The 23,319-nt window shown below is 61.8% G+C and carries 21 protein-coding genes and 1 pseudogene; 8 read left to right on the top strand and 14 right to left on the bottom strand.

What is annotated here, in order from left to right; translation table 11 throughout:
- The first annotated feature begins 31 nt into the window (after window positions 1-31).
- The 3 genes from gspD to WCE35_RS24710 all read left to right on the top strand — a co-directional run bounded on the left by gspD (window position 32) and on the right by WCE35_RS24710 (window position 6,187).
- The gene (gspD, locus tag WCE35_RS24720; RefSeq protein WP_424595931.1) at window positions 32-2,287 is read left to right on the top strand and encodes a type II secretion system secretin GspD; all 2,256 of its coding nucleotides are present in this window, start codon (window positions 32-34) and stop codon (window positions 2,285-2,287) included.
- A 334-nt stretch (window positions 2,288-2,621) separates the two neighbouring features.
- Window positions 2,622-5,576 carry a PAS domain S-box protein gene (locus tag WCE35_RS24715; protein WP_424595930.1) on the top strand — a complete coding sequence of 985 codons (2,955 nt, stop codon included), beginning with the start codon at window positions 2,622-2,624 and terminating at the stop codon, window positions 5,574-5,576.
- Complete coding sequence (locus WCE35_RS24710) at window positions 5,573-6,187, top strand: response regulator transcription factor (RefSeq protein WP_424595929.1); 615 nt, start codon at window positions 5,573-5,575, stop codon at window positions 6,185-6,187. Before WCE35_RS24715 ends, WCE35_RS24710 begins: the two co-directional genes overlap by 4 nt.
- 103 nt (window positions 6,188-6,290) lie before the next feature.
- Here WCE35_RS24710 and WCE35_RS24705 read toward each other — a convergent pair whose 3' ends face one another.
- The 3 genes from WCE35_RS24705 to WCE35_RS24695 form a co-directional block, all read right to left on the bottom strand.
- The gene (locus WCE35_RS24705) at window positions 6,291-7,301 is read right to left on the bottom strand and encodes an SCO family protein (protein WP_424595928.1); all 1,011 of its coding nucleotides are present in this window, start codon (window positions 7,299-7,301) and stop codon (window positions 6,291-6,293) included.
- Between the two features lie 160 nt (window positions 7,302-7,461).
- The gene (locus WCE35_RS24700) at window positions 7,462-9,777 is read right to left on the bottom strand and encodes a multicopper oxidase domain-containing protein (protein ID WP_424595927.1); all 2,316 of its coding nucleotides are present in this window, start codon (window positions 9,775-9,777) and stop codon (window positions 7,462-7,464) included.
- Between the two features lie 168 nt (window positions 9,778-9,945).
- Window positions 9,946-11,490, bottom strand: a complete 1,545-nt coding sequence (locus WCE35_RS24695; RefSeq protein ID WP_424595926.1) for a hypothetical protein — start codon at window positions 11,488-11,490, stop codon at window positions 9,946-9,948.
- Window positions 11,491-11,769: 279 nt separating this feature from the next.
- Here WCE35_RS24695 and WCE35_RS24690 point away from each other — a divergent pair, with 279 nt between their 5' ends.
- Complete coding sequence (locus WCE35_RS24690) at window positions 11,770-12,165, top strand: helix-turn-helix domain-containing protein (protein WP_424595925.1); 396 nt, start codon at window positions 11,770-11,772, stop codon at window positions 12,163-12,165.
- A gap of 251 nt (window positions 12,166-12,416) precedes the next feature.
- On the opposite strand, the gene WCE35_RS24685 is transcribed toward WCE35_RS24690, so the two are convergent.
- Together WCE35_RS24685 and WCE35_RS24680 are read right to left on the bottom strand one after the other, a co-directional pair.
- The gene (locus WCE35_RS24685; protein WP_424595924.1) at window positions 12,417-12,938 is read right to left on the bottom strand and encodes a GNAT family N-acetyltransferase; all 522 of its coding nucleotides are present in this window, start codon (window positions 12,936-12,938) and stop codon (window positions 12,417-12,419) included.
- Window positions 12,939-12,940: 2 nt separating this feature from the next.
- Complete coding sequence (locus WCE35_RS24680; RefSeq protein WP_424595923.1) at window positions 12,941-13,246, bottom strand: DUF1778 domain-containing protein; 306 nt, start codon at window positions 13,244-13,246, stop codon at window positions 12,941-12,943.
- Window positions 13,247-13,562: 316 nt separating this feature from the next.
- Between WCE35_RS24680 and WCE35_RS24675 the strand changes: the two genes are divergently transcribed.
- Entirely contained in the window at window positions 13,563-13,760 is a 198-nt protein-coding gene (locus WCE35_RS24675) for a hypothetical protein (protein ID WP_424595922.1), read from the top strand.
- Window positions 13,761-13,814: 54 nt separating this feature from the next.
- Entirely contained in the window at window positions 13,815-14,456 is a 642-nt protein-coding gene (locus tag WCE35_RS24670) for a glutathione S-transferase family protein (RefSeq protein ID WP_424595921.1), read from the top strand.
- 91 nt (window positions 14,457-14,547) lie between these two features.
- Here WCE35_RS24670 and WCE35_RS24665 read toward each other — a convergent pair.
- The 7 genes and pseudogenes from WCE35_RS24665 to WCE35_RS24635 all read right to left on the bottom strand — a co-directional run.
- A pseudogene (locus WCE35_RS24665) lies at window positions 14,548-14,964 on the bottom strand (undecaprenyl diphosphate synthase family protein); the annotation flags it as partial.
- Window positions 14,965-15,048: 84 nt separating this feature from the next.
- Window positions 15,049-15,408 carry a DUF1428 domain-containing protein gene (locus tag WCE35_RS24660; RefSeq protein WP_424595920.1) on the bottom strand — a complete coding sequence of 120 codons (360 nt, stop codon included), beginning with the start codon at window positions 15,406-15,408 and terminating at the stop codon, window positions 15,049-15,051.
- 52 nt (window positions 15,409-15,460) lie between these two features.
- Complete coding sequence (locus tag WCE35_RS24655; protein ID WP_424595919.1) at window positions 15,461-16,192, bottom strand: DUF899 domain-containing protein; 732 nt, start codon at window positions 16,190-16,192, stop codon at window positions 15,461-15,463.
- A 15-nt stretch (window positions 16,193-16,207) separates the two neighbouring features.
- Complete coding sequence (locus WCE35_RS24650) at window positions 16,208-16,552, bottom strand: SRPBCC family protein (RefSeq protein ID WP_424595918.1); 345 nt, start codon at window positions 16,550-16,552, stop codon at window positions 16,208-16,210.
- Window positions 16,552-16,986, bottom strand: a complete 435-nt coding sequence (locus WCE35_RS24645; protein WP_424595917.1) for an ArsR/SmtB family transcription factor — start codon at window positions 16,984-16,986, stop codon at window positions 16,552-16,554. The genes WCE35_RS24650 and WCE35_RS24645 overlap by 1 nt, the downstream gene beginning before the upstream one ends.
- Before the next feature lie 89 nt (window positions 16,987-17,075).
- Window positions 17,076-17,342, bottom strand: coding sequence for a DUF3551 domain-containing protein (locus WCE35_RS24640; protein WP_424595916.1), 267 nt, complete (start codon window positions 17,340-17,342; stop codon window positions 17,076-17,078).
- A gap of 188 nt (window positions 17,343-17,530) precedes the next feature.
- Complete coding sequence (locus WCE35_RS24635) at window positions 17,531-18,505, bottom strand: Bug family tripartite tricarboxylate transporter substrate binding protein (RefSeq protein WP_424595915.1); 975 nt, start codon at window positions 18,503-18,505, stop codon at window positions 17,531-17,533.
- Between the two features lie 151 nt (window positions 18,506-18,656).
- Between WCE35_RS24635 and WCE35_RS24630 the strand changes: the two genes are divergently transcribed.
- Together WCE35_RS24630 and WCE35_RS24625 are read left to right on the top strand one after the other, a co-directional pair.
- On the top strand, window positions 18,657-19,076 hold the full coding sequence (locus WCE35_RS24630) for a VOC family protein (RefSeq protein ID WP_424595914.1): 420 nt from the start codon (window positions 18,657-18,659) through the stop codon (window positions 19,074-19,076).
- A gap of 176 nt (window positions 19,077-19,252) precedes the next feature.
- Window positions 19,253-20,833 (top strand): AMP-binding protein, encoded by a 1,581-nt coding sequence (locus tag WCE35_RS24625; protein ID WP_424595913.1) that lies wholly within the window; start codon window positions 19,253-19,255, stop codon window positions 20,831-20,833.
- 174 nt (window positions 20,834-21,007) lie between these two features.
- Here the strand turns inward: WCE35_RS24625 and WCE35_RS24620 are convergent, their stop codons facing one another.
- A complete protein-coding gene (locus WCE35_RS24620) occupies window positions 21,008-22,105 on the bottom strand; it encodes an HD domain-containing phosphohydrolase (RefSeq protein WP_424595912.1) in 1,098 nt (365 codons plus the stop codon).
- 204 nt (window positions 22,106-22,309) lie between these two features.
- A partial coding sequence (locus WCE35_RS24615) for a xanthine dehydrogenase family protein molybdopterin-binding subunit (protein ID WP_424595911.1) occupies window positions 22,310-23,319 on the bottom strand: 1,010 nt, incomplete at its 5' end.

Genomic DNA, 23,319 nt, shown 5'->3' with positions numbered 1-23,319 from the left:
TGCTGCGGTGCTGCTCCCGGCTTGCACCCAGATGAATTTTGACAGGACTGATACGCCCGGTCCCGACGTAGTCGACAGGGTTCGCTCGCTGGATCTGCTTCCACGTTTTCCGCGCCAAACCGGGTCAACTGGCGACGGCGCAACTGATCGCGCGAAGCCAACCGTGTACGCCGCGGCAGCGGACGGCCCGCCCGCTCCTGCACCGCAACTACAGTCGACGCCCGCGAGGGATGGTTACGAGCTAAGTTTTGAAAACGCCCCCATCGCTACCGTAGCCAAGACCATTCTCGGAGAAATTCTCGGTTTGGGATATACGATCGATCCGCGTGTGCAGGGTACAGTTAGCCTGACGTCGGGACGACTGGTGCCGAAATCGGACCTGCTCTATGTGCTCGAAAACGCCCTGCGGCCAATTGGCGTTGTAATAGTGAAGGACACGCTGGGGTACCGCCTTATTCCGCTTGGTGACGCGGTTGGCTCCGGAAACACTGATACGGTCGCGGGTCGAGCTGCGCCGGGCTATGGAATTTCAGTTGTCCCGCTGGAGCATGCTTCGGCCCAAACCTTGATCAAGCTGATTGACAGCTTCGCCACCAGGCCGGGCACCGTGCGCGCGGATCCGACACGCAACATGCTGATCATCCAGGGCAGCGGTGCGGAGCGGCGTGCTGCGATCGACACCATTCTCAGTTTCGACGCGGACTGGATGCGAGGTCAATTGGTCGGGATTTATCCGATCCAGAACAGCACTCCAGAGCCGATCCTGGCCGACCTCGAGAAGATCCTGGATTCCGGAGAGGGCGGCCTTTCCCAGAACGTCGTCAAGTTCCAGGCGATCGGCCGCATGAACGCCATTCTTGTGGTCGCCCGTAAACCCGAAATGCTGAAGACGGTCGGGGCCTGGATCCAGCGCCTGGATCGAACTGATGCGACGCGATCGGGCGTGCGCGTATATCACGTCAAATACGGCGAGGCCCGCCAGATGGCGCGCATCCTGAATGAGGTCTTCATTGGCGGCGGCTCAGGTTCGTTGGATCCGGCGGAGAACCTGGTAGCGCCAGGTTCTGGTCTTTCCGGGACCTCAAGCATCGATCGTCTGTCTGGGGGCGGCGCTCAGGCGGGATTCGGCGGGAGGCAGCAGCCGGGCTTCGGAGCAACCGATGCGCGGAGCGGCCCGGGATTTCAGGGCTTTCCGGCCTCGCGGCCGAATCTCGCGGCGACTGCGCTCAACCCGGCCGACGCCGCCGAGGGGCGCGGCGCCGTGGGCGGCGCGGCCGCGGTCGGTCAGCCGCTCTTACAAGGCGTCAGGATTACCGCCGATGCTGTCAACAATACGCTGCTAATCAACGCCACCCAGGAAAATTATCGAATCATCGAGCGTACGCTCCACCAGATCGACCGCCCTCAATTGCAGGTGGCGATCGACGCAACCATCGCGGAAGTCACCCTCAACGACAATCTGAGCTACGGAGTGCAGTCCTTCCTGACGAGCCGTAACCTCGGCCTGGGGCCGGACAAGGGCTCGATCCTCAATTCTCCGGCCGGTACGGCTCCGAGCATCGTGAATGGCGTCGCTAACGCGTTTCTCAACCGGGCTATTCCGGGGTTCAATTTCCTTGTCGGACCGGAAGCCCAGCCTAACCTGATACTCGACGCCCTGCATACCGTCACCGACTTGAAGGTGTTGTCGAACCCCTCGCTCGTCGTCATTGATAATCAGGTGGCGACATTGGTGGTCGGCGATCAAGTGCCGATCTCCACCGGCTCTGCAAACGTGCTCAATTCCGCGACCGCCACCAGCAACACGATCATCAATTCGGTCGACTATCGTCCCACCGGCATCATTGTGCGGGTCGCTCCGCGGATCAATGCCAACGGCAATGTCCGTCTTGAGATCGAGCAGGAAATAAGCAACGTCGTTACGAGTTCGAATTCCAACGCGTCGTCTACCGCGCAGCCCAACCTGACGCCGACGGTATCACAACGCAAGGTCAAGAGTTCCGTCGTAGTGGCGAGCGGTCAGACCGTATTGCTGGCCGGCCTCATCCAGGAGCAATCGGAAAAGGATCGCAGCGGCATTCCCTTGCTCGACGATATTCCAAATGTCGGGATTCTTTTTTCGCGCACCACCAGAACGGCCAAACGCACCGAACTGATCATTTTCATTCGACCGCAAATCATTCGGGACGGCGTCGATGCGTATTCCATCGCTGAGGAACTGCGAACCAAATTGCGGGGTAGACTGGGAACAGGCTCGCCCGGCGAGCCCCGTGCGGAAGGCCGATAATGCGCGGACCAATATTATTGCGGTAACGGCCGCGCCGACGACACGAATTAACTGGAGCCGACCATAGCAGTTCATTTTCGAGCTGCGGATCCCATGCGAAGGCCACGAGCCTGTTGTGCCCTTTGACGTTCACCATGACGGCTTCTTTGATTTGCCTGCACGCACGCTACACTCTATTCGCTCCTGGCAAACCGGCAGTTCCTGTTAAACGATCTAACAAGTTGGAGTTCTATATGGTCACTCCCTCGTTGGTTTTTGGGATTTTCGGACAGAATTCGATGCTGATCTCTGCAGTCCGACGCGACCAGCGGAGATAACACGGACACTGGACGCCATGCGCGCAGCTTCCGATTCGAACCTCCCAACTGACGGCTTGAGTATAGGTCAACGCCTGACGTTGATCGTGCTCGCGGTGGCTTTTCCGATGTTGCTGTTGTCGACGGCTATTGTGTGGCGATTAGCCAGCCAGGAGCGCGACCAGAGCCGCCATGCCATCCTGTATTCCTCCCGCCCAATTATGAGCGCGGTCGATGCGCAGCTCGGGAAATACATCGCGGCTGTCCAGGCACTCGCGGCGTCGCAGTCGTTGAAAGCACAGGATCTTGCTGGTTTTCGCGAAGAGGCCGAGCAGGCATTGCCCGGCCTGCCCGGCGCCTGGGTGACACTCGCCGATGTGCAAGGACAACAACTCGTTAACACCCTGGTCTCGACGATAGAACCCCTACCCCTTCCTTCCGAAGGAGAGCGAACCGCGATAGTCCGCGCGTTGGAAACCAGGCAAACGCAAGTATCGGGCGTATTGGTCGGGGAAGTTGCGAAGTTCCCGATGATCTCGGTAGGACTGCCCATCTTCATTGCCGACAAGGCGGTGTACTTTTTGACGATCAGCGTCGATGTCGCCGCTTTTCGAGCCCTTCTGTACAGCGGAGGCCTGCCCGAGGGTTGGATCGTCGAAGTGATCGACCGCCGCGGCAATATCATCGCGCGAACTCGCGATCATCAGCGCTGGGTGGGGAGGCCCGCCTCGGCGGACTGGCGAACGATCAGAAAGGAGGACGGACTGTTCGAGGCGCTCGCTCTCGAAGGTCAACCGGTCATTTACGCAAACGCGGTCTCCCCGCTGAGCGGGTGGACGACGGTCGTTGCCGCGGAGAAAAGCGCACTTGAAGCGCCGATCCGCGAAATCACCGTCAGCGCGATTCTCGTCGGCCTGATTGTGACAACGTTGAGCATCGTGCTCGCCGCCATGGCAGCGCGAAAGATTACCGCCCCGATCAAGGCGCTGGAAAGGGGCGCACAAGCCCTGCGGCATCACGAGCCGGTAATCTTTGCGGCAACAGGGGTACCGGAGTTCGACCAGGCGCTGCTCGCTTTCGACACGGCATCGAAAGCGCTTCTTGATTACGAAGACCAGCGCCGCCAGACGGAAATGGCGCTTAGATCCAGCGAAGCACGGCTGCGCCTGTTCGTCGAACAGGCGCCGGCATCCATCGCCATGTTCGACCGGAACATGTGCTACGTTGCCGCCAGTCATCGCTTTCTTGCCCAGTACGGCATAGGAGAGCAGGACGTCGTCGGGCGGTCGCTTTATGAGGTGCTGCCGGAAATCCCGGAGCAATGGAAAAAGAGACATTGGCGCGGCCTTAGCGGCGAGGTGCTGCAGGGGGACGATGATGCGTTCGTGCGCGCCGGTGGACGAACTCAATGGGTGTCGTGGGAGATCAGACCCTGGCGTGCGCGCGGCGGCGACATTGGAGGAATTGTCATTTTTTCCGAAGATGTCACTTGCCGACATGAGGTCGTGGAAGCTCTCAAGGAGAGCGAGGAACGGCTACGGCTTCTCATCAATGGAACCAAGGATTATGCCGTGTTCATGCTCGATCCGGAGGGCCACATTGCGTCCTGGAACGACGGCGCACGGCGCATCAAGGGATACGAAGCGGACGAAATTATAGGGCGTCACTTCTCGGTCTTCTATACGCCCGACGACATTGCTGCTGGCAAGCCGGAACGCGAGCTGGAAACAGCCTTGCTCACCGGCGCGCATGAGCAGGAAGGCGAGCACGTCAAAAAGGGGGGAGATCGCATCTGGGCAAGCACCCTCGTCAACCCGATCTATAACGAGAGCGGGACGCTCAAAGGCTTCGCGAAAATCACCCGGGATATCACCGAGCGCAAAATAGCCGAGTTGGCGCTGGTAAATAGCGAAACGCTATTGCGGGCTGTTGTCGATGGCTCCACCGACGCCATCATTGCCGTCAGTGCCACAGGCGTTATTCAGTCGATCAATACGAACGGGGTGAAGATGTTCGGTTACGAGCGGCAAGAGGTCGTCGGCCGCAATATCAACATCCTCGTGCCCGAGCGGTTTCGCGGCCAGCACGACCAACACATGCAGAAATATCTGCAAACTGGTCAGGCCAATATCATCGGCATTGGCCGTGAAGTCGAAGGACTGCGAAAGGATGGTTCGGTGTTCCCGCTGGGTCTGATGATCACCGAAACCACATACGCAGACGCGCCGCTATTCGTCGGATTCCTGCGTGATCTTTCCAGTCGACGCGAGATCGAGGCCCGCATCAAGAAGCTACAGGGGGAGCGTTTGACCGCCATGGGCGGTCTGGCCGCTGGCCTGTCGCATGAACTCAACCAGCCGCTGGCGGCTGCCGTAACCTATCTCGAGACGGCGCAATTGCTACTCGAGATGCCGACCGACGCGCGGCCCAATCCGATCGAAACCACCTTGGCCAGCGCCGTCGACGAGATCATGCGCGCGGGGCACATTATGAAGCGGCTGCGCGAATTGGTCGCCAGCGGCGAGCCCGACAAGACATTCCTGAACTTGCACGATCTTGTCAACGATGCCCCCGAACTCTCGATCCCGAGAAAGGAGAAAATTCAGATAAATCTCCAGTTGAATGCCGGGAACGACAGTGTCCTCGCCGACAGGATTCAGATCAAGCAAGTGCTGGCTAATTTGATACGAAACGCCACAGAGGCCATGAGCCCCTCGAGGGAACGGAAACTGAGCATTTCAACGTCCTCGATCGACCAGGACATGATTCGGATCGACATCGCCGACACCGGCTCCGGCTTCGAGCCCGGAGTATTGGAACGTCTGTTCGAGCCTTTTCAAACGACGAAATCGAGTGGAATGGGCATTGGCCTGTCGATTTCACGCATGATCATCGAAGCGCATTATGGAAAGATCTGGGCCGAGGCTAATCCTGACGGAGGCGCCATTTTCAGTTTCACATTGCCGTTGGTGAATACGGAGATCAGTCTTTGAGCGATAAACAGTTCGTTCATGTCATCGACGATGACCCCGCCATTCTCACCTCGATCGAAGGCTTTCTGACGACCAGCGGATTCTGGGTTCAAACATATGCGTCGGCTCAGGACTTTCTCGAAACGATCGGACCGGGCACGACCGGTTGCGTAGTGGCGGACGTGCGCATGCGGGGCATCAGCGGCATCGATCTTGCGGGAAAAATGAAGGAACGACGTCTCGCTCTTCCGATCATCATCATCACCGCTTATGCGGATATCACGCTCGCCGTCGAGGCCATGAAACGGGGCGCGGTCGATCTGCTTGAGAAACCGTTCAACAATGGTGCTTTGGTTAGAGCGATTCGCGAAGCCCTGGCGAATTGGAACAATGAAGTGGCGATCGCTCCGGGGACCGAGATAGTTCGTGCCCGGCTCTCGACTTTGACCCCCAAGGAAAAGGAGGTGCTGTCTCGATTGCTCAAGGGCATGCCCAACAAAATTATCGCCCACGAGCTGGGCGTGAGCACTCGAACGATTGAGACGCATCGCGCCACCGTCATGTCGAAGATGAACGCAGCCAGCATCGCCGAGCTTGTCAGGATGTCGCTGACCGTCCCGCACATTGACTAGAACGGAACCCTTGTCGGGGGTTGGGATCTTTCGCGCCACTGGACGACCTTTCAGGCTCTCGGATTTGGCGCATGACTTGCGAACAGTCTGCAACTTGTCGAGATCATTGCTGGTGATGATGCTCGTGATGATGGCCCTGGCTTGCAGCGTCGTGATTTGCCGCCGCCGGAACGTCGCGGGCCCCCTCCACCAGGCGGGAGGTTTCGGACTGAAGGTAGGAGATCAGGTCCACCGCGTCGATCTCGGAGATTCCGAGGTTGGGCATGCGCACCCCGGGGAATCTCTCTGCCAACACCGCTGCGACAGGGTCCTTTTCAGCCCGCACCCGCTCCGGGCTCCTGATGAATCGCGCTAGCCAAGCCGGTGGGCGACGCTCGGTGACGCCGCGCAAATCCGGGCCAACACGGTCGCCAACACCGATGGTGTGACATGGCGCGCAGATCTTTTTGAAAAGGGCCTGGCCCGGTTCCAGTCCGAGCTTGAAGCCGGTATTGCTGGCTTCGTTGTGCTCTATGACCCGCACCTCATCGCGCCATTTCGGGTCCATGGAGTGGATATCCATGACGAGGCGATCGAGATCGCCGAACACGGTGTTCCTGGTCCATTCGCCGGTCGTGTCATTGCCGAGCACGATCTCGTTGCGGTGGTCACTCAGCGAGCGGCTCTTGTCGCCGAGCTTGAAATTGATCTCCCGGATGTCCGCGGGCTTGCCGGTCAGGAACAGCCATCCCGGACCCGTCCCGAACGCCTTGGAAAACTGTTTGAGCTTTTCCGGCGTATCGTTCTCCGGATCGACAGTTATCGAAACGAAGAATAGCTCGCGACCCAAAAGGTCTCCGAGTTTGTCTTCGACCTGCGAGAGACGCGCCGTCGTGAGCGGGCAAATATCAGGACAGCTCGTGTAGATGAAGCTGATCACCACGATCTTGTCTTTGATGACGTCATCGTAGAAATTCAGCGTCTTGCCATCCTGGGTGACGACCGGCAGATTCGGGAAATAATCCGCTCCCCAGCGATTGGTCGGCGCGGCGACGCTAGCCGACGACGACGTCACCAGGGCCGCAAGCATGGCCAATCCTGTCAGAAAATTCCTTTGCACGAGATTTCGCAGCATTCGGTTCTCCCGGATTTCTCCTGAATGGGACGACCCGAAAAGCGCTTCGAACCGCCTGCATGTCGCAGTGAATGTCATCCAGCGGCTGGCAAGACCGGCCGCTGGATGGCAGGCAGACCTGGATTTTGGCAGGACCGCCGCTGGTCTGGCCGGTTTTTGTCTAGCCGCTACTGGGCGCGACGCCGACTGAATTCGTCGGGTCGGCCTCCGGCAACACCTCCGGGGTCGTGAAGAATACGCCGTCGGGGGTCGGGTTGGGAGTTGCAGTGACGGTCGCCTGCGGCGTTCCGGCCAGGCCGTTCAGAAGCTGGATACGCATCAACAGGGCAAAATCCTCGTGCACGGTGTTGTGGCAATGGTTCACGTAGGAACCGCCAAATTCGCCGAACTGGATCTGGAATTGAACCCGCCCGCCGGGACGCAGCCGCCAGACGTCCTTTCGCACCAGCCGTTCGGTTGCCGGGATCGTATCGCTGCCCCGGTTCATGGTAATGCCTTCCTCGAAGTGGAGATGGATCGGATGATCCCAGCCGCCGCCGCCATTGATGTAGGTCCAGTGCTCGACCTCGCCCGGTTTCGGATATAGCAGCGAAACCCGATTGGCGTTCATCGAATGAGATGCCTGCCCATTGACCTTGATGGTCCACGGAAACTGGGCGGTTTCCGGGCAGTCGGGGATGCATTGGCCATTGGGCAGGCGCGAGTCGCCCCCGCCGCCTCTGCCCCACTCGACGACGCGCTCGCGAACCGGGGTGACGATCGGAATTTGCTCCGTCAGCGCGTTCGGCACAATGCTGTTGTCAGGATTGGTGGCGTAATGGATGTAGCCCGGAACATCCACGCTCTCGAGCTGGCTGACAATACGAAATTGCATAATTCCGCCGCATCCCGGATCGTTTTGGCTGCCCGCGAGGGCTTGCTTCAGCGAGAGCTGCTTGTCCGGCAGACGCCCATCGGTTTGCTGAAGCGTGTTTACCAGCGTGAGCCGATCGCCGATCCTGAACCGCGAGAAATCGACGACGATATCGTAGCGCTCGGCGGTGCCCTGCTGGTCGAGCGATGTCAGCGGGATCGGATTGACAAAGAAGTTGCCGTCGTTGGCAATCTGCAGGAACGGCACCGCGTTGCCGCTCGAGTCGGCAATCTGCAACTGGATGAACCGCGACATACCCGCGCTTAGAATCCGGAACCGGTACTTGCGCGGCAACACTTCCATGAATGGAGCATAGGCAAGGTTGACCATTGGCACGTCGCCGAGGAATCCGTCGGTATCGAAGATGTCGAAGAACAACTGGCCAGTCGGATCGAAGGCCGCGTCCGATATGATCAAATTCACGTCGAAGTCGAGATTGCCGTGATCCAGCAGACGGCCGCTGGGAAGCCGCAGATTGACCCCGTCGCTGAGTTCCTCGTTGCCGCGATCGCGACCGCTGTACATGTTGACCATGCCGACATTGCCCTTGTAGACGTTCTCCGCGGTGAAGAAGAACCGGTGGTCATGAGCCCACATGGTTCCCTGGAGTTCACGCCAATCGCCCGCCACTTGCACGAGACCGCCATTGTCGTCGGGTCCAGACGCGCGCCGATCGGTCGCCTGGGTATTGATCTTGTCGCGGCGCGCCAGCGTGGTGCTCCAGCGGTAGTCGTAGAACGTGCCGGGGAAATGGTGGACGTTGGCGGCGCCGTCGCTCTCGGCGCCGTTGTGCGCATTGTGGAAGTGAAGCTGGCTCTCGTTGCGGCCGAAACCGCCATTGTCGCCGCGAAACACCGGCGTGTTGTTGTAGATACGCGTGAGGCACGGCTCGCCATAGCGGGTCTTGATAAGGAACGGCGGCAGGGTTCCGCGCACGAAGCGGCCTGATCCGTATGTCCACACGCTGTTCGGGTTCTGTGCCGGTAGACCCGGATGGAAGCTGCTGCCGGTCGCGACCTGTCCCCAGGACATCACATAGGCTTCCTTGGGAAAGAACTCGTTCCATCGCTGATGAGCGAATATCTCTCCAGGGGGGCGGCCCTCGACCGGGCCTCGCCCCGTCACCGGGTTCTTGTATTTCGGGTCGGAAGGGTTCGCGGTGAAATCGGTGTGATAGGAAAGTCGGCGGGCCGGCATTTCACCATACGCGGCCGGGAAGGCAGCGTCACCAGCCGAGGCCGGGTCGCTGGAGGGCACGCGGGTCAGCGGAATCGGTTGCTGCAGGCTCAGTCGCCGCAGTGGCTGGGTGAACTTTTGGGCGCCGAACAACGGACTCCGCGGCGTGCCTGTCGGAACCGCGGCGTAGGCGCTTCGCGCAAACGGGCTCAGACCATTCTTCAACGCAAGTCCGCCGACTGTCAGCAGACCCCATTTATAGAGGTCGCGGCGGGTGATCTGGCCGATCGAATGAGCCTTGACGATTTCCGCCCGATTGTTGCGAGCATTCTGGGCCTCTTTCTGGCGGATGCGGGATTCCTTGGGTGACAGAAAAAACATCTTCATCTCTCCCTAAAAAAAAATCGGCACAAATCTCGGTCTGCGGCTTGCCTTGAACAATTGGCGCTCCGGGCCAATTCCCGGTCAGAAGGGTTGCGAAAGGTCGGTCGTTATTTTCAGCGCGGGGACTGAGACCGGAACACGGTCTCAGGCCAGGTTTGTGCCCGGGACCGCTCACATGTCCTCGCACAGCGGCAGTCGGGTCACGACTTCCTGACCTGCCAGGCCAACGGCCGACGGGTCGGTGAAGATCATGAGCGAACCGTCGCCGGTGCTGCCCGGGCTGGAATAGATCAGATCATCGGCGACGCCGAGACCGGTCGTGAGTGACACTCCGGTGAGAATGGTGCGGAAGGCGTATTCGGTCACACCGGAGAGCGGGTTCTTGGTGAGCTTGAACTGCACGATCGTGCCGCCCAGCGGGCCGGCATACATGTACATCTCCCCTCTCGCATTGGTATGGCCGATGATTGCTTGCGGCTGGGTCACCAGCGCCGACGAGAAGCCAAAGTTGGGCTGTGCGTTGCCGCAATGGCCGGCGCTGTGTGCCTTGAAGACCGCCTTCAAGTTATCCATGAGCGGGCCGGGCAGGCCGCCGACGCCCTGGAAGAGGCATTGCGGCCAGGCCGACGTAAACGGACCGCCAGGCTGTCCGTTGTAGCTCGTGACGATCCGCTGCCCGCCGAAATAGGGCTGGCCATCGGGCCCGAAGGCGGTGGTCAGATCGACCGCCAGATTATTGTTGCCGGCCTGCATGCATTTGCTCTGGCTCGTTATCGCGGTATCGGCGAAGGTCGTCAGAGTGGCATTGGTGATCGGCTGGCTGGGATCGCCCGGGTCGCCCAGCGGGTTAAGGCAGACATAGACGAATTGCTGCCGTCTGACCGAGGTGGCCATGGCAAACATGCCGTCGGGGCTCACCGCGGCGTTGGTCAGCTTCTGACCTTCAGGAATGTCGGAATAATAGTTCAGGGGACCGACGGACTTGCCGGCAGTTGCTCCCAGAACAGGGTTTTCGATACTGTTCAGCGGTATGGAGAACAGCCCGCCCTTGATGCCGGCCACGAACAGGAAGGTGGTAGCGGTTTGCGGGGTGTTCTTGGTCGGCACGCCGTTGTGTTGTACGGCGGAAATCGAACATCCGAGCTGGTTGAAATAGGTGTTTTCCAGGCTCCCCAGGAGGTCCGTATCGCAGGTCGGCGTCACGGCCTGACCCTGATACGGAATGTCGCCCAGATTGACGACGCGGCCGCCCTTGATGACCGGCAGCACGACGCAGTCGGTTGGCGTGTTCGGCGGTATGCTCCACGACGCTGACCGTCCGGTCGTCGGATCGATCCCGGTATCGGTTTGCTTGCACAGGGTCGAACCCTGATCGAAAACCCAGTTGTGCCCGCCGCCGGTCGCCGGTCGAGTGGGATCGCCGGGGGCTATATCGCCATTTTGCTCCTTGACCGACGTGTCCGGAACGAAGATCGAGCCCGCCGCGGCGGTGAAGACATTCGGCGACCAGTTGGCCGGGTTCGAAACGATCGCATCGCGACCGACCACCCAGCCTCCCGCCGGCAATGACTGCCCATTGGCGCAAACCGCCCAGGCGAAGTTCTGGCCCATCAGCGTGATGGTCGCCGCCAGGGCGGCGGTGCGCCTCAAACGACCTCCAGTCTTGCCGATGTGACCTCCGGTTTTCAGGAGCCCTCCAGAAAATACTTTGGTCATTTGTTTGGTTATCTGTTGCTCATCCGATCGCGCTTACGTTTGGTTGCAGTTGCGTCATCATATGGCCCAGTGGTTGCGCGGCCAGCTATTTCCAGCGGTTTTGGTCTTCTCACTTCGCCTGATTGCGATCGAGTCTACGCGACCGCGTACTCGGTCGGGAGGTTCGGAAATTACGGAGAAGATTTCGCTTGGCCGCGGCTTGCGCCGGGCAGGAGCCCTGGCAATCCGGTTCTTCGGCACCCACAGTGAGTATGAAAAAATAGATGCGGAGACCGTGTGATGGATGCAACCCTGATCTTGATTGACAGCGATGCGGAACTCGCTCGCGCCCGCGCTCTTGTTGATCGGCTCTGGGAGTCGGATGAGGCAGCCGATATTGCTCGGCTCCAAACCCAGGCGCGTCTGATCGCGGCCTATGAGGACAGCAAATGGCCGCGCCGGCCACCGAGCACAGCCGATCTCATCCGCCACCTCATGGATCAACACGGTCTCACTCGTGCGGACATGGTGCCGATCCTGGGAACACCGAGCCGCGTCAGTGAGGTCCTGCAGGGAAAGAAGGGGCTGAGCATGGCGATGGTGCAGAGGCTGCGCGCCCGTTTCCATATTCCGGCCGACCTGCTCCTCCCGCCACAAGAAAGCGCCAGCCGCCCGACCAAGCGAGCCGCGGCCTGATACGCGGTATCGGGCGTAGTGCTTCAGAGAAGCCTCGGCCGGAAAAGAATAGCCTCCGGGTATGCCCGGATACTCCGTCATAGCGCCACGGCGAAGCTATGTTGCCCATCTTCATCGACCGTGGCGCGCCAGTTCGACGTGAGTTGCTTTGCGATCCCGCCGCCTTGCTACGACACCGCGAAGTCGAAGGTTCGCTGGCTCGTCGACAAGGCGATGAGAGGCGGCACTGAAGTTCGCATCGCATCCGCCAACTATGACTCCACCATTCGCCGGATCGCGTGCATCGGTAGCACCAGGCGGAGTGAGTCCGGCAGGCTCACGAAGCCGTTTCCTTCATAGAAGGCAGCGGCGCGTTCATTGAGCGCGTCCACAACCAGCATTGACGAGCCGACCGTGTCCGCGCTCCGATAGGCGCGACGCACGGCGTCAGCGAGAAGCATCGCGCCCAGCCGTTCGCCCTGCCGGGCCTCTGAAACCGCGAGACGTCCGATGAGCGTGGCACTGACGAGCGGATAACGCGGAACATGCTTGCGGGCGGCGGACGGAACGTCACCCTGTGGTAGCCCCGTGGCACATAGCGTATAGTAGCCGAGAATGACGTTTGGCTTCGCTGGCTCGACGAGGATGAAGACACCATTTGCCTTGCGCCGCATATCCTGGCTCGCCTGCGTCCATAGGTAACGATCGAGGCTATCGACGCCACAGGAAAAGCCGCTCCGTTCATGGTGTGACGCAAGCGCCTCGATCCTCAAATCCGGCCGAGGTGCCGCCATGTTCAGGAGGCAACGCGTCGCTTGTGCTCGGCCAACGCGCGCGCAAGCCGCTCGCTCGGCTCGGGCGGATCAACGAGCGCATCAAAAAATGCTTTGCGGTCACGATCGGACAGCGCCATGGTCTCATGCTCGGCGATCGTCTGGCGCGCCGTGTCAGTGAGCGCGGTCACGCAGAAATCGCTGACCTTGCGTCGCGACAGATAGGCGGCCCGTTCGATAAGATCCTTCGTCTCTTCATCGAGCCGGAATCCGAGTCGCTCCACGCGGCCCGGCGTCTCCCGTTCGGTCTTGGCCTGTTTGCGCGGCATCGCGGCTACCCCTGATAGGACATCTGTTTCGCTAACAATGTACGTCATATAGACTAACGAGTCAAGAATAACGCTTGGCGGCCTACAATGCGCCGAATTCAACTATTGCTTCCCAGGTCCGGCCGGCTATCCGAGAAGATCGCGCCCGGCGGAATGTCCTTGATCCGTTTCAGAATCAAGCGCCCCTGTTGGTGAGCTTCAACTCCTGGGCGCGGAGGTTTCTTCCGGCCAGCAGGCGGAGTGTCATCAAGGACATTGCAGCGCACCCATTGTGACAAGCGCCGCGTTGCGCCAACCGACAGAAAGCGAAGCCGACATGAGCGAACGCCTGGAGACGCTGAAAAAGGCGCGCGGACGGATGGCCGAGGACCGCGACGCCTTCGCCAAGACGCTGGCCGCGCCATTCGATCGCGACAAGGCCGAGCGGGCGCGGCTCAAATTCATCGAGATCCAGATTTTGATCGACGCTATCGACCGCGCCATCGTTGGCGAAGAGGCCGAGCCGGCGGTATAAGCGGCCCGGCCAATCTCGGTCGATTGCGCGCGCGGCGCGTCAGCGGAGTCCTGAATGCTCACCGTCCATCACCTCGGCAAATCCCGGTCTGAGCGGGTCGTCTGGCCGTGTGAGGAACTGGAAATCCCCTACGAGTTGAAGCTTCACGCGCGCGATCCCATCACCATGCTGGCGCCGCCTGATTACAAGACGCTGCATCCGATCGGCGCGGCGCCGGTCATATCAGACGGCGATCTGGTGCTCGCGGAATCCGGCGCGGTGGTCGAATACATCATCGCGAAATATGGCAATGGGCGCCTTGCGCTGAAGGCCGACCATGCGGATTTTTCGCATTTTCTCTACTGGTTTCATTTCGCCAACGGCACGCTGCAGGCCGGCATGGGACGCAACATGATCCTGAACCGGCTGAAGCTCGCGGACGACAATCCGATCCTGCGCGCGACCAAAACGCGTGTCGACCGGGCGTTCGATCTGGTCGATGCCCGCGTTCGCGAGGCGAGGTATCTTGCGGGCGACGCGTTCACCTCGGCTGACATCATGATGGGCTTTTCGTTGACCACGATGCGCTATTTCCTGCCCTATGATCTCGCGCGCTGTCCCAACATCGTCCTCTATCTCGGCCGCATCGCTGAACGTCCGGCCTATCGGCGGGCGATGGCGAAGGGCGATCCCGGGATGGCGTTGTTGCTGACGTGAGCGCCAAATTCCGGTCCATATGGAGCTGTTGGCCGCATATCGACGTTACGTGCAGCCAGGAGGGGTGTAGTACCCTCACACGACTCATGCCCTACAGGCTTGGAACAGCTTCGGGTGCGATGGATGGCAAGCCGCCGAACCGGCGTTCGCGCCGGTGGAACGACAACAGCGCTTCGGCGAGATCGTCCGCCTCGAACTCCGGCCACATCCGCTCGGTGAAATGCAGTTCGGCATAGGCGCCTTCCCAGAGCAGGAAATCGGACAACCGCTTTTCACCGCTGGTCCGGATGATGAGATCGACGTCGCGAAGGTTCGCCTCGCCGGTGACGAGCTCGGCGAAGGTTTCGCGGGTGAGACCGCCGATCGCGGCGGCGCGGGTCGCGGCGTGGAGAATCGCGTCGCGCCCCGAATAGTCGATCGCAATGCGCAGATGCAGCGCATCGCCGTTCGCCGTGGCGGCTTCGGCGCGGGCGACGGCGGCGGCGATACCGTCGGGGCGATCATCGCGCTGGCTGGAACAGGTTCGTTTGCCCCACTGGTTCAAGCGCCTCTGCGCGGGCGTGGGTCACCCAACCAGCCGCGGCAGGCCCGCTCAAACCTTTACCAGGCTCTCGAACCCGCCAAAGATCACCCGCGTGGCGTCGAATGGCAGCGATTTCGGCTCCATCATCGACTTGAGCCGCGCATCGGCCATCACCCTGGCGTTGATCCTGTCGCGCTGGGCGCGCGACTTGTAGGTGATCCAGGAAAACACCACGGTCTCGCCCGGCTTCAGCTTCACGCTGCGCGGGAACGAGGTGAGCTTGCCGACCTTGACGTCGTCGGCGACCCATTCGCGGTAGTCCAGCGCACCATGTTCGCGCCAGACCCTGCCGGCCTTTTTCGACATGCGGCTGTAGGCCGCGAGCTTGTTCTTCGGGACCGCGACAATGAAACCATCGACATAGGCCATCAGCGCTCTCGCTTGTTTTTGGCGTCATTGCGACGACGGCTTGCAACGTCTCTCAGCCATGACAGCAGGACGCCGGCGCCGGCTGATACTGGTCGCGCAGCCGCAGCCAGTCCATCGGATACGGCAACCCCTCCTCGTGGCGGCCGAGCGGGGTCAGGTCGAGATAGTGGTAGGCGGCGTTCATCATGTCGAGGCCGCGCGCGAAGCAGGAATAGGTGTGGAAGATGTCGCCGCGCTCGTCGCGATAGAACACGCTGATGCCCGGCGCCTCCTCGACCCCGAAGCCAGAGGTTCCGAAATTGTAGAGCTTGGCGCCTTGCGCGATTTGTTCCGGCGTGAACGACACGGCGTAGTCGTAGTTGAAATCGCTGTTCGCCGAGGACAGCCAGTCGAACGTCCAGCCCATCCTGCGCTTGAACGCCTCGAGCTTCTGCAGCGGCGCGCGCGAGACCGCGACCAGCGTGGTGTCGCGCGCGGCCAGATGGGGGATCATGCGCTCAAAGCCGTCGACCCAGAACGAGCAGCTCTTGCAGCCTTCGTTCCAGTCCGGCGCGAACATGAAATGCTGCACCACGAGCTGGCTGCGGCCGTTGAACAGATCGGCCAGCGCCACCTTGCCGCTGGCGCCGTCGAACGTGTAGGCCTTGTCGACCTTGACCCACGGCAGCGCACGGCGCTCCTCGCTCAACCGCTCGCGGGCCCGGGTGAATTCCTTCTCATGCGCGAGATGGACTTTGCGGGCGGCGAGCCATTCTTCGCGGGTGACGATCCGGTGCGGCTGCATCAGCGGCTCCTGTGTTCAGGCGAGATAGTTTTCGAGCTTGTCCAGTGACTCGGTCCATCCGCGCTCGTGACCATCCCGCGCGGCCTGGTCGAAGAATTGCTCCTGATGGAAAGTGAGTAGCGTACCGCTTCCGTCCGGCTTCAGGGAAAGCTTGATCAGCGACTCCCGTTCCGGCGTCGAATGCCACGCCCATCCGAACGCCAGCCGCTGGTTCGGCACCACCTGGCGATAGATGCCGGCGACCTCATGATACTCGCCGTCCACCGTGCGAAAGCTGATGCGATAATGGCCGCCAACGCGGAGATCGATAGCGGCCCTGACCGACCCGTCCTTGACTCGCGCAGGCCCGAACCACCGCACTATCTTTTCCGGATCGGTCCACGCGGCATAGACTTTTTCGGGCGGCGCGTTGAGGCGACGCCTGAGGGTGAGGCTCGGCCGGGTGGCGAGACCGGCATCGCCGACAGCGCTTGATTTGACGGCCATTGGTCTTTCTCCACAAAGGCTGCAAGGCGCTCGAGGTTTTCGGACCAGAAGCGCTGGTAGCGATTGAGCCAATCCATCGCCTGCGCCATCGGCCCGGCGGTCAACCGGCACGCCACCGTGCGGCCGGTCTTCTCGCGCGCGATCAGGCTGGCGTCCGACAGCACGTCGAGGTGCTTCATGACCGCGGGCAGCGACATCGCCAATGGCCGCGCCAATTCGCTTACCGACACGCTTTGCCGGTCGCCGAGCCGCGCCAGCAGCGCGCGCCGGGTCGGATCGGCGAGCGCGGCGAAAGTGCGGTCCAGCACCTCTTCTCGATAGTTAACCATTAGGTTTAGTATACCGTCGCAAACCAACGCGGGTCAAGCCCGCGCAAGCAAAGCCCGCGCAAGAAAAATCAATCGTTATGATAATGCCGGTAGTGGCGTCCGCGCCGCTGCGGCGGGCCGAACGCGACGCGCGGATTGATGTTGCAATACAGGTGACGGCCGGACGCGCTCGCCATGCACTGCGCATACGTCTCGAACGCGCAGTCGCCGGGAACCCCCAGGCCGCGGCCCTGGAGACAATAGGGATAGTCGTAGGCGGCGGCGGGCGCGGCACCGGCCATGCTGCCCACAGCGGCCGCCGTCAAAGTCAGCAATGCCAATATCACCTTGCGCATGATCTCTTCTCCTTCGGGTCGGCCGGAACTGGCCGTAGCCTTGACGAGGGCATCGGTTCTTTCTCGCCAGAACCGGGACGTTGCTATTCAGTCTAGCGCGTTTTGTTCAGGTAAACCGGATTTGCCTCGTTCGAATCTTCGTGAATGCAGAACCGCGCGAGCTCGAGGAAGGTTGCAAGAATGCGGCTTCATTCCACCTTCAGGCCGGCGGACTCGACCACCTTCTTCCATTTCTCGGTCTCGGCCTTGATCTGATCGCCAAAGGCCTCCGGCGGCTGGATCAGCGGCTCGCCGCCGAGGTCGATCAGCCTGGCCTTGATCGCCGGCTCGGCCAGCACCGCGTTGATCTCCATGTTCAGCCTGTCGATGATTTCCTTCGGGGTGTTCCTTGGCACGCCCATGCCGAACAGCGCGCTCGCCTCGTAGCCGGCAACGGTCTCGGCCAGCGTCGGCACGTCGGGCAACAGCGCGGATCGCGCCGTCGAGGTCACCGCCAGCGCGCGCAACGAGCCGGCGCGGATATGCTGGATGATGGAAGGCATGTTGTCGAAGATCAGCTGGACCTGGCCGCCGAGCAGGTCGGTAATCGCGGGCGCCGCGCCGCGATAGGGCACGTGCTGCATCCTGACGCCGGTCATCGCCATGAACATCTCGCCGGACAGATGCACCGACGTGCCGTTGCCTGATGACGCCATGTTGACCTTGCCCGGATTGGCCTTCACATAGGCGATGAACTCGGCGACCGTGTTCGCGGGCACGTCCTTGTTGACCGTCATGACGTTGGGCACGCGATTGAACGCGGCGACCGGCGCGATATCGCGGACGAAGTTGAATTTCAGGTTGGTGTAGAGCGAGGCGTTGATGTAGTTCGCGGGATTGACCAGCAGCACGGTGTAGCCGTCGGGCTCGGCGTTGACGACGGATTCGGTGGCAATATTGTTGCCGGCGCCGGGTTTGTTCTCGATCACGAACTGCTGGCCGAGCCGTTCCGAAAGCCGCGCGCCGATCAGCCGCGCGATGATATCGGTGGCGCCGCCCGGCGGATACCCGACAACCCAGCGCACCGGCCGGGCCGGATAGTCCAGCGCCGCGGCACCGCCGATCGAGGCGATCGCAAAAAGGCCGATGGTGGTCAGGCAAAGCGCGGCGCGACGCGAAATCATGAACTTTCTCCCTGCTGGTCCGGGTTCGGCGCCCGGACCGTTTCTATTGAGCCGTTTCCATTGAATTGACCGCGGCGCGCGTTGTAACAAACAAAGCCGGATGCGGCCAGTGCGACCCGTGCGCCTGCCAACCGCGACGAAAGGATAAGCCATGTCTGTCAAGGTCAATGCGCTCGATCACCTCGTAATCAACGTTTCCAATGTGGCGCGTTCCACCGAATGGTATCGCAACATCCTCGGCATGGAGGTCAGGCTATTCGACCCCGGCCAGGGCCAGACACCGCGGACCTCGCTGATCTTCGGGAACCAGAAGATCAATGTACGGCCGCACGACGCCGACAAGGCCGAGTGGTTCACCGCCGACCATGAAACCGCGGGCAGCGACGATCTCTGCTTTCTCACCGCGAGCACGCCGGAGCAGGTGGTCGCGCATTTGAAGGCGAACGGCGTCGCGATCGAGGAAGGCCCGGTGGCCAGGCAAGGCGCCCGCGGCACGCTGCGCTCGGTCTATTGCCGCGATCCCGACGGCAGCCTGATCGAGATTTCGTCGTATGAGGGGGACGCCGCTTAACCTTTCCCCGTCCTTGCGAGGAGCGACTTGTCCGCCGTAGCTCGACGAGCGAAGGCGGAAGCGACGAAGGAGAACGGCTCCATAATTGCGATTTGATCGTGGCGCGATCCAATGGCACAAATGCCTTCCGGACAACACCAGGCTAAAGCAGCCGGAAACGCTGCGTGGGAGGAACGATGTCCAGTTCACGGCTGGCGCCGGGTATCGTGGGACCGTTCGCGGGGCTCGATGTGCCATGGCTCTTACGGATGCGCGCCGAGGTGCGCCGCGAACATCCGTTCCTGATCTGGGCGCCGTTCGATGCACCGGCGCGGAGCTGGTGCTATGGCGAATTCCACGCGCGCGTCGGCGCGCTGGCCGCGGGGCTCGTCAAACGCGGCGTCAGACCCGGCGAATATGTGCTGATCCACCTCGACAATTGCATCGAGGCCATGCTGGCCTGGTTCGCCTGCGTCGAGCTCGGCGCGATCGCGGTCACCACCAACACCCGCTCGGCGCCGGCGGAGATGGAATATTTCGCCGGCCATTGCGGCGCGGTTGCCGCGATCACCCAGCCGGCCTATGCCGGGATGATCTCGGCGCATTGCCGCGGCTTGCGCTGGATGGCGGTGATTTCGCATGACGCCGGCGCGGCGCCGGCGCAAATGGCGCCGCGCGGTGACCGCTTCGAGTCCCTGTTCGCTGACAGCGCCGACCGGCCGCGCCGTCCGACCGATCCGCTGGCGCCGTGCAGCGTGCAATATACCTCCGGCACCACGTCGCGCCCGAAGGCGGTGCTGTGGACCCACGCCAATGCGCTGTGGGGCGCCAGGGTGAACGCCGCGCACGAGGATCTGCATCAAGGCGACGTGCACCAGACCTATCTGCCGCTGTTCCACACCAACGCGCTGGCCTATTCGATGCTGGCGACGCTGTGGGTCGGCGCATCCTGCGTGATCCAGCCGCGGTTTTCCGCCAGCCGGTTCTGGCCGGTGGCGCTTGAGCATGGCTGCACCTGGACCTCGACGATCCCGTTTTGCATGAAGGCGCTGCTCGAGCACGAGATTCCGAACAATCACAGGTTTCGGCTGTGGGGCACCGCCGTGTGCCAGCCGCCGCCGTTTGCCGGGTTCGGCGTCAAGATCATCGGCTGGTGGGGCATGACCGAGACCATCACCCACGGTATCGTCGGCGATGTCGACCAGCCCAACACACCGATGTCGATCGGCCGGGCGGCGGCAGAATACGAGATCCGCATCACCGATGACGATGGCTCACCGACCGAGGTCGGCGGCACCGGCAACCTGCTGATCGAGGGCATTCCCGGCCTGTCGCTGTTTTCAGAATATCTGCACAATGAAACGGCCACCCGTGAAAGTTTTGACGAGCATGGCTTCTTCATCACCGGCGATCGGGTCACGCTGCTCGACCACGGCTTCATCAAGTTCGGCGACCGCGCCAAGGACATGCTGAAGGTCGGCGGCGAGAACGTCGCGGCCTCCGAGATCGAACAGGTGATCGCCACGGTGCCCGGCGTGCGCGAGGCCGCGGTGGTGGGCAAAAGGCATCCGATGCTCGACGAAGTGCCCGTCGTGTTCATCATCCCGCAGGCCGGCGTCGACCGCGCGCCGGCGAATCTGCACGACGCCGTGATGGCCGCCTGCCGCAATTCGCTGGCGGACTTCAAGGTGCCGCGCGAGATTCGTTTCGTCGATGAAATGCCGCGCTCCACGCTGGAGAAGGTGGCGAAGGCGGAATTACGCAAGATGCTGGGGTGAAGGTGCCAAGGATGGGTTTTCCCTGCAAGGTCCGGGCCTGATGCCTTCAGCCGGCCCGATCGTCCCGTCCGAACGGATCGGCACCATCGGCGTCCTTCGTGGGATCGCGCTTTCTGGTGCCGGAGGTAGCGGCTGACCACGGAGGTTCGCCAGTTCCGCGGTTTGGCCGACCGGTCAACCGTTCCCAAATGCGACTGGCCTGAACGCCTGCAGCATTTGCTGGTCGAGCTTGCCGCCCATCTCTTCCATCATCGAAAACGCCGTGATGTGCGTGAACTGCAGCCGGTAGGCGCGATTCTCCACCAATGCGGCGTAGATATCCACGATCGTCGTCAGGCGAACGATATCGCTGATCTGGCTGCCGCTCAGGCCATTGGGATATCCGGTGCCGTCGAGAAATTCATGGTGGTGCAGCACCACGTCGAGCATTTCCGGCGGGAAGCCGCCCTGGGCCGCGAGCGCCTCATAGCCGCGGCGCGGATGCTTGCGCATCTCCATCGTTTCGTCCTCGGTCAAGTCGTCCGGCTTATCCAGCAGCGCGACCGGAATGAAGGCCTTGCCGACGTCGTGCAGCAGCGCGGCGCGGGCAAGACGGCGCTGATCGTCCTCGCGCATGCCGAGATGCTGGGCGAACGCGACCGCGAAGCCGGTGACGAAAAGGCAGTGACGATAGCTGGCGGCGTGATGACAGCCGACCGTCGTCAGCCATTCCCGCAGCGAAGAGTGCTTGATGGCCTTTAGAATCCTGGTTTCGGCCGCGACGATATCGCTGAATTTCAGCGGCTCGCCCGCCGGCAGTCTTTCGAACATCTTGACCATGACCGCGTGCGCGGCCTCGACGCCCCGGTTCAGCGCCTTGCCGCGATCCGTCGCGTCAAAGCCGCCGTTGTCCGGAAACGCGGCGCGGATGCGCTGCAGGATGCCGCGCGCATCGAACGGCCGCGAGATGGTGTCGGTGGCGCCCAGCGCCCAGGCCTGCATCGTCGCGTGATGCAGGGCATCGGCGAGCACGAACAGCCGCGGCACCTCGCGGTAGGCTTCGCTCCGCAGCTTGCTGCGCACCAGTTGCACGCTTTCGGCGGAGCGCAAATTGATATCGACCACGATCCCCGAAAGATCGACGGCAGGCGTGTCGGGGATTTCCGACGTCGAGATGGTGTCAACCTCGCCGACGGATCGCAGAATGTCGGCCAATTCGCTGCTTTGATCGCTTCGATCCGAAGCCAGCAGCAGCCGGCGTTTCGACGAAGTCTTGTTGGTTGACGCTGTCATGAATCCCCGGGGGCTGGCGGTGACGGCCGACATCCCAGTTTAACCGCCATCCGTTCCCCTCGGCTTAATGGGCATGCTGAACGCCGAGCTAGCGCGGACATTACAATTTTAGGCATCGCGTATTCTGCGCGCGTTCCGGTCGACCGTGAAAAAAATCCGCCGGAGAAAATCTCCGGCGGATCATCTCGATCAGTGCTGCGCGGCTTATGCCTTCATGTTCGCCTTCACCGCCTCTGCCGTGATCGGCAGAGATCGGATGCGGGCGCCGCAGGCGTTGAAGATCGCGTTGCCGAGCGCGGGCGCGACCACCGTGACCGCCGGCTCGCCGACGCCGGTGGCCTTTTCGCCATTGGCGATGACGTTGACGGCCACTTCCGGCATCTGACTCATCCGCAAGGGTGTGTAGGTGTCGAAGTTGGTCTGCTCGATACCGCCGTCCTTCAGCGTCGCCTTCTCGTACATCGCGAGCGAAAGGCCCCACAGCGCCGCGCCCTCGACCTGGGCGCGGATGTTGTCGGGATGCACCTGGGTGCCGACGTCGGTGGCCACGGTCAGCTTCTTGACCTTGACCTCGCCCGAGGGCGCGACCGCAACATGCGCGACGCAGGCGGTCCAGCTCGCGGTCGCCCGCTCCTGCGACGAGACGCAGGCGACGCCCATGCCCTCGCCTTTCGGCAATTGCTTGGTGCCGTAGCCGGCCATGCCCATCGCGGCGAGCAGGGTGTTGCGCAGGCGTTGCGCACCACCGTCGTTCTTGCCCTTGCCGTCCAGCAGCGCGATCCGGTACTGCGCTGGATCCTTGCCGGCCGCATGCGCGAGCTCATCGATCATGCTTTCGACCGCCCAGAAGGTCCAGCCCGGCGCCACTGACCGCAACTGTCCCGACGGGGTGGCGTTGTGCGCCAACTCGTTCTTGATCGCGCGGACATTGTGATTGGGCACGGAATAGAAGAAGTCCGCGCCGTTCACGGTGAACGCGTCCAGCGGCCCCTTCTTGTCGACCGAAGGCGACAGGAAATCGGGGATTCCCCACCGCGCGGTCGGCCAGGCCGAAACCACGTCGTGATTGAGCGCGATCAGCTTGCCATCGGCATCGAGACCCGCCTTCACCTTCTGGAAGGTCAGCGGGCGCGAATAGTCCATGGTCATGTCGTTTTCGCGCGAATAGATCACCTTGACCGGCTTGCCGACGGCCTTCGCCGCCTGCACCGCAG

Origin of the sequence: Bradyrhizobium sp. (assembly GCF_049691595.1) — a bacterium.
Lineage (GTDB): Bacteria > Pseudomonadota > Alphaproteobacteria > Rhizobiales > Xanthobacteraceae > Bradyrhizobium.
The sequence above is the reverse complement of the archived record's forward strand: the minus strand, read 5'-3'. Positions and strand labels throughout refer to the sequence as shown.